We start from the raw sequence: 6,358 nt of genomic DNA, 5'->3' as shown, positions 1-6,358 counted from the left end.
TGGGCTGCGCAGGACCGTTGGCGCCATGGATGGCGCCATCGAGCCCCCATGGACGGGTTTACGGCGTGTCCTGCGCAGCCCACCCCGCACGACCCACTCCGATAGGCTGCTTTCAGCGACCAACCACGAGGGGCTCCGCCGTTGGCTGGAACCCATCATTCCACTCGGGAATTGGCGCGCCGGCCCCGCTGGGCCTACCATCGGCGGTCCCCACCCCCACCGCCCCTTCCATGTCCGCTCCCGCTTCCACCGCGCCGCGCCGCTGGTTCGTCGCTGGCGACTTCAATGGCTTCTTCGGCCTGGTCGTCGACAACCTCTCCATCCTCGGTTTCATCGCCATGGCCCTGGTCGGGATGTTCCAGTTCCCCGCCGACGTGGTCTTCGGCCGCATGTTCCCCGGCACCGCCCTGGGCGTGCTGGTCGGCAACCTGCTGTACACCCTGATGGCACGGCGCCTGGCCGCGCGTACCGGGCGCGACGACGTCACCGCCATGCCGCTGGGCCTGGATGCACCGACCAGCATCGGCATGGCGCTGCTGGTGCTGGGCCCGGCCTTCCTGGCCTTCAAGCAGCAGGGTTTGGACCCGCATGCCGCCGCCATCGCCACCTGGCAGCTGGGCATGGCCTCGCTGGTCATCATGGGCGTGCTCAAGCTGATCCTGTCCTTCTTCGGTGAAGCGGTGACCCGCGCGCTGCCGCGCGCTGCGCTGCTGGGTTCCATCGCGGGCATCGCACTGGTGCTGATGGGCCTGCTGCCGTTGCTGGAGACCCTGCGCTCGCCGCTGGTGGGCTTCACCACGCTGGGCCTGCTGCTGTACGTACTGATCGCCAAGGGCAAGCTGCCGCTGCGCGGCCCCGGTGTACTGCTGGCCTTCGTGTTCGGCACCGTGCTGTATTACGGGCTCGGCCTGGCCGGCCTGGGTGTGCCCGGCTTCCAGATTCCGGCCTGGGTGCCGCCGCAGGTGGTGCTGCCGCTGCCGACGCTGGGCTTCATCGAGGGCCTGCCGACCGCGATGACCTACCTGCCGCTGCTGTTGCCGTTCGGCTTGCTGATGGTGGTCGGTGGCATCAACGTATCCGAGAGCGCGCGCGCGGCCGGCGATGACTACCGCACCCGCGACATCCTGCTGGTGGAGGCGGTGGCCACGCTGGTCGCCGGCGTCTGCGGTGGCGTTGCGCAGACCACCCCGTACATCGGCCAGCCGGCCTACAAGCACATGGGCGCGCGCAGCGGCTACACGCTGCTGACCGGCCTGTTCGTCGGCATCGGCGGCATGCTCGGCATCATTTCCGGGCTGGTGCAGTGGCTGCCGCTGGCGGTATTGGCGCCGATCATCGTGTACGTGTCGATCGACATCACCACCCAGGCGTTCCAGGCCACCCCGCGCCAGCATGCCGGGGCGATGGTGCTGGGCTTCCTGCCGTCGGCGGCCTACCTGCTGGCGATCAAGGCGCCGGGCTGGATTCCGGCCGAGCAGATGGGCGCGCTGCTGACCCACGTCGATGGCCACGGCCTGCCGGAGCTGGCGGTGATCTTCGCGCTGGGCAACGGCTTCATCATCACCTCGATGCTGTGGATCGCCACCGTCGCAGCGATGGTCGATGGCCGTCTGCGCCGCGCCTGCGGCTTCCTGCTGGTGGCGGCGGTGCTCACCCTGTTCGGCCTGATCCATTCGGTAGATCCGCGCGGCGGCATCTACCTGCCGTGGGATCTGCAGGGCCTGGCCCGCGTCATCAGCTGGCAGTTCGCCGGCGCCTATGTGGCGCTGGCCATCCTGCTGGGGCTGCTGTCGCTGCAGAAGCAGGCGGTGAAGCCGCTGGCTGAAAACGCCCATTGACCGGTAGCGCCGGGCCATGCCCGGCGTTGGGTTGCGCTGCCGCCGGGCATGGCCCGGCGCTACTTCTCGCCATCCAGTTCCGGGTAATGCCGGAAGATGCCGTTGGTGTTGAAGGCAAGCCGCCGCTCCGAAGCGAGATAGGCGGCGATGCCGGGCCGTTGTTCCACCCGGTCCTTCAGCGCGCGCAGCAGTGGCAACCTCGGCCACAGCGCCCGCATGCGGCGTGGAAACATGTAGTCCAGCCCGCTCAGCAACTGGAACAGCGACAGGTCCACGTAGGAGTGTTCGCGCAGCGGGTGGCGACCGCCATTGGCCTTCAGCACCTGCTCGAAGTAGCCAAGGAATTTCGGCAGGCGCTCATCGCGCATCGCTGCCGCGCGCGCCCTGGCCTCGGTCTTCTGGTCTTCGTAGTACTTCGACGCGGCGATCGGATGGTGGGTGTCGTGCACTTCGGCCACCAGATCGGCGATGGTCAGCTGCAACTGCAGCGCCTGCATGCGCCGCGAGGCGGCCTGCGGAACCAGATCCAGCGTCGGGCCGAGGAAATCGAGAATGGCCGCGACCTGCGCGATGACCTGTCGCCCCGCCTTCAGGAACGGTGGCGCGAAAGGTCGCGCACCTTCGCTGTGGCCATCGAGGAACGGCTGCATCACGGCGTCGCCGTGCACACGCGCCATGTCCACGTAATCGGCGCCGGCATCTTCCAGCGCCAGCCGCACGAATTCGCCACGGCCCTGGATGCCGGTCCAGTAGTACAACGCGTACTGCATGAAGGCTTCTCCACCCAACAGGAACAGCAGGGTCGCGCGTACCGCGCAAAGCAGGCGTGAACCACAACGGCAGCGGAATGGCTGGGGAACCCCGCCGAATCAGGGCAGTCACACCTTGTCCATGCAGGTGAAAAGCGAGGTTCTGCATCATGCAGAGTGGAAAAGTGGTCTGGCCCTGGGTTCTGGGCGTGGTGGTGGTGGGCGGCGCGGGCACGTGGTTGTTCCGCGACCAGTTGCAGCACCTGGCAGATGGCGTAGCGGTGCCGGAGCAATCCGCGCCGACCTCCGCAGGTGCCGCACCGAAGCCCGCTGCTACGCAGGAACCCGCGCCCTCTCCGATCAAGCATCCGCTGGATTCCGAGGCCGCCGCCGACCCTGCGTTGCCGAACCTGGCCGACAGCGATGCCGCCGCCTGGAGCACGTTGAGCGAACTGTTCAAGGGCGAGGGCGCGTTGACTGCGCTGCTGCGCGATCACCTGATCCAGCGCCTGGTCACCCAGGTCGACAACCTGGACAAGGCCAGTGTGCCGCCTACCGCGCTGGCCTTCCGGCCGCTACCGGGCAGCCTGCAGGTGGAGCCGGGCGAGGGCGGCGAACGCATCGCCGCGGCCAATGCAGCGCGCTATGCGCCCTATGTGCAGGCCTTCACTGCGCTCGACCCGGCGGCGGCGGCCCACGCGTACAAGCGCTTCTATCCATTGATCCAGCAGGCGTATGTCGATCTGGGCCGTCCCGACGGGTATTTCAATGATCGCCTGGTAACGGTGATCGACCACCTGCTGGACACCCCGGAGCTGGCCCAGGCGCCACTGCTGCAGCGCGATGAGCGGGGCCGCTACCGCTTTGCCGATGCCACCCTGCAGTCGCGCTCGATCGGGCAGAAGGCCTTGCTGCGCATGGACGTGGCGCAGGCGCGGGCGGTCAAGCAGCAGCTGCGGGCGATCCGGGCCGCGATCACCCATTGAGGCCTCCAGCGTGCAGATCTGATCCGGATCAACGCGCCGACAACACCGCATCCGGCATGCTGGCCACAGGCTGACTGGCCTTCGAATGCAGTCGCAGCCACCCTTGAAACGGGGTGGGGCAACCGCATCTTTCCAGCATCGCCGGCGCGGGCCGGCCAAGATGACCGATGAGGTTTCGCAATGCGGATGGACAAGCTCACCTCGCGTTTCCAGCAGGCGCTGGCAGACGCGCAGTCGCTGGCGGTAGGCCGCGACAACAGCATCATCGAACCGGTGCACGTGTTCAGTGCCCTGCTGGACCAGCAGGGTGGCAGCACCCGGCCGTTGCTGGCCCAGGCCGGCGTCAACGTGCCGGTGCTGCGGGAACGTCTGGACGAGGCGCTTGAAGCGCTGCCGAAGGTGTCCGGCCAGGCCGGCAACCTGTCGATCGGCAACGACCTCAACCGCCTGCTCAACCACACCGACAAGCTGGCCCAGCAGAACGGTGATGCCTTCATCGCCAGCGAGTGGTTCGTGCTGGCCGCGCTGGAAGACGGCGGCACGCTGGGCATGGCGATGCGCGCTGCCGGTGCCGACAAGGCGCGCCTGCAGACCGCCATCGACAAACTGCGTGGTGGCGAGAACGTGCAGTCGGAGAACGCCGAAGAGCAGCGGCAGGCGCTGGAGAAATACACCATCGACCTGACCGCACGCGCCGAGAGCGGCAAGCTCGACCCGGTGATCGGTCGCGACGAAGAAATCCGCCGCACCATCCAGGTGCTGCAGCGCCGTACCAAGAACAATCCGGTGCTGATCGGCGAACCCGGCGTGGGCAAGACCGCGATCGTCGAAGGCCTGGCCCAGCGCATCATCAATGACGAAGTGCCTGAAGGCCTGCGCGGCAAGCGCGTGCTGTCGCTGGACATGGGCGCGCTGATCGCCGGCGCGAAGTTCCGCGGTGAATTCGAAGAACGCCTGAAGGGCGTGCTCAACGACCTGGCCAAGAGCGAAGGGCAGATCATCCTGTTCATCGACGAGCTGCACACCATGGTTGGCGCGGGCAAGGCCGACGGTGCGATGGATGCCGGCAACATGCTCAAGCCGGCACTCGCGCGCGGTGAACTGCACTGCGTCGGTGCGACCACGCTGGACGAGTACCGCAAGTACATCGAGAAGGATGCCGCGCTGGAGCGCCGCTTCCAGAAAGTCTTCGTGGGCGAGCCGACGGTGGAGGACACCATCGCGATCCTGCGCGGCCTGAAGGAAAAGTACGCGGTGCACCACGGGGTGGAGATCACCGACCCGGCCATCGTCGCTGCGGCCACCCTGTCCAACCGCTACATCACCGACCGCCAGCTGCCGGACAAGGCCATCGACCTGATGGACGAGGCCGCTTCACGGCTGCGCATGGAGATCGATTCCAAGCCGGAGGAACTGGACCGGCTGGAACGTCGCCTGATCCAGCTGAAGATCCAGCGCGAGATGCTGAAGAAGGAAAAGGACGACGCTTCGCGGCAGCGCCTGGCCGATCTGGAAAACGATATCGATGCGCTGGAGCGCGAGTTCTCCGATCTCAACGAAGTCTGGAAGTCGGAGAAGGCCGCGCTGCAGGGCACGACGAAGATCAAGGAACAGGTCGAGCAGGCCAAGGTTGAACTGGAGTCGGCCCAGCGCCGGCAGGATTTCGCGCGCATGAGCGAGATCCAGTATGGCGTGCTGCCGCAGCTGGAAAAGCAGCTGGCCGCCGCCCAGGAAGTGGAGAACCACGACTTCAAGCTGGTGCAGGACCGTGTCACCGACGAGGAGATCGCCGAGGTCGTCTCGCGCTGGACCGGCATCCCGGTCAACAAGATGCTCGAAGGCGAGCGTGACAAGCTGCTGCGCATGGAAGAGGTGCTGCACAACCGCGTGGTCGGCCAGGAAGAGGCGATCAAGGTGGTGTCCGACGCGGTGCGTCGTTCGCGCGCTGGCTTGTCCGATCCGAATCGACCGGGTGGATCGTTCCTGTTCCTGGGCCCGACCGGCGTGGGCAAGACCGAACTGTGCAAGTCGCTGGCCGAGTTCCTGTTCGACAGCGCCGACGCGATGATCCGCATCGACATGAGCGAGTTCATGGAGAAGCACAGCGTCGCACGCCTGATCGGTGCGCCCCCCGGCTACGTGGGTTATGAGGAAGGCGGTTACCTCACCGAGGCCGTGCGCCGTCGCCCGTATTCGCTGATCCTGCTGGACGAGGTGGAAAAGGCGCATCCGGATGTGTTCAACATCCTGCTGCAGGTGTTGGACGATGGTCGCCTGACCGATGGCCAGGGCCGCACGGTGGACTTCCGCAATACCGTCATCGTGATGACCTCCAACCTGGGTTCGCACCAGATCCAGGACATGAGCGGCGATGACACGCCGGAGGCCTACACGCAGATGAAGGCGGCGGTGATGGGCGTGGTGCAGGCGCACTTCCGTCCGGAGTTCATCAACCGGTTGGATGACATCGTGGTGTTCCATCCGCTGGACAAGCAGCAGATCAAGCAGATCGCGCGCATCCAGATGCGTGGCCTGGAAAAGCGCCTGGCCGAGCGTGGCCTGAAGCTGGTGGTGTCCGATGCAGCGTTCGATCTGCTCGGCAACGTCGGCTTCGATCCGGTCTACGGTGCGCGTCCGCTGAAGCGTGCGATCCAGGCACAGCTGGAAAACCCGCTGGCGCAGAAGATCCTGTCCGGTGCGTTCGTCAACGGCGATACCATCGAAGTGGGCAACGACGGCGGCCATCTGGTGTTCGCCAAGGCCTGATGCGTGCAACGGGGCGCTG

The 6,358-nt window shown here is 66.5% G+C and carries 4 protein-coding genes; 3 read left to right on the top strand and 1 reads right to left on the bottom strand.

Annotation, left to right across the window (positions count from 1 at the left end):
- The first annotated feature begins 230 nt into the window (after positions 1-230).
- Complete coding sequence (locus J2X70_RS19610) at positions 231-1,838, top strand: membrane protein (protein WP_032975155.1); 1,608 nt, start codon at positions 231-233, stop codon at positions 1,836-1,838.
- Between the two features lie 59 nt (positions 1,839-1,897).
- Here the strand turns inward: J2X70_RS19610 and J2X70_RS19605 are convergent, their stop codons facing one another.
- Positions 1,898-2,608, bottom strand: a complete 711-nt coding sequence (locus J2X70_RS19605) for a glutathione S-transferase (protein ID WP_309911782.1) — start codon at positions 2,606-2,608, stop codon at positions 1,898-1,900.
- A gap of 149 nt (positions 2,609-2,757) precedes the next feature.
- On the opposite strand from J2X70_RS19605, the gene J2X70_RS19600 reads away from it, so the two are divergent.
- Both J2X70_RS19600 and clpB read left to right on the top strand, forming a co-directional pair.
- On the top strand, positions 2,758-3,573 hold the full coding sequence (locus tag J2X70_RS19600) for a DUF3014 domain-containing protein (protein WP_088100998.1): 816 nt from the start codon (positions 2,758-2,760) through the stop codon (positions 3,571-3,573).
- 180 nt (positions 3,574-3,753) lie between these two features.
- A complete protein-coding gene (clpB, locus tag J2X70_RS19595; RefSeq protein WP_032975152.1) occupies positions 3,754-6,339 on the top strand; it encodes an ATP-dependent chaperone ClpB in 2,586 nt (861 codons plus the stop codon).
- Positions 6,340-6,358 lie beyond the last annotated feature (19 nt).

Origin of the sequence: Stenotrophomonas sp. 1337 (assembly GCF_031455455.1) — a bacterium.
Taxonomy (GTDB): Bacteria; Pseudomonadota; Gammaproteobacteria; order Xanthomonadales; family Xanthomonadaceae; genus Stenotrophomonas; species Stenotrophomonas indicatrix.
Note: the sequence above shows the minus strand (reverse complement) of the source record. Positions and strands in the feature narration are given on the sequence as shown.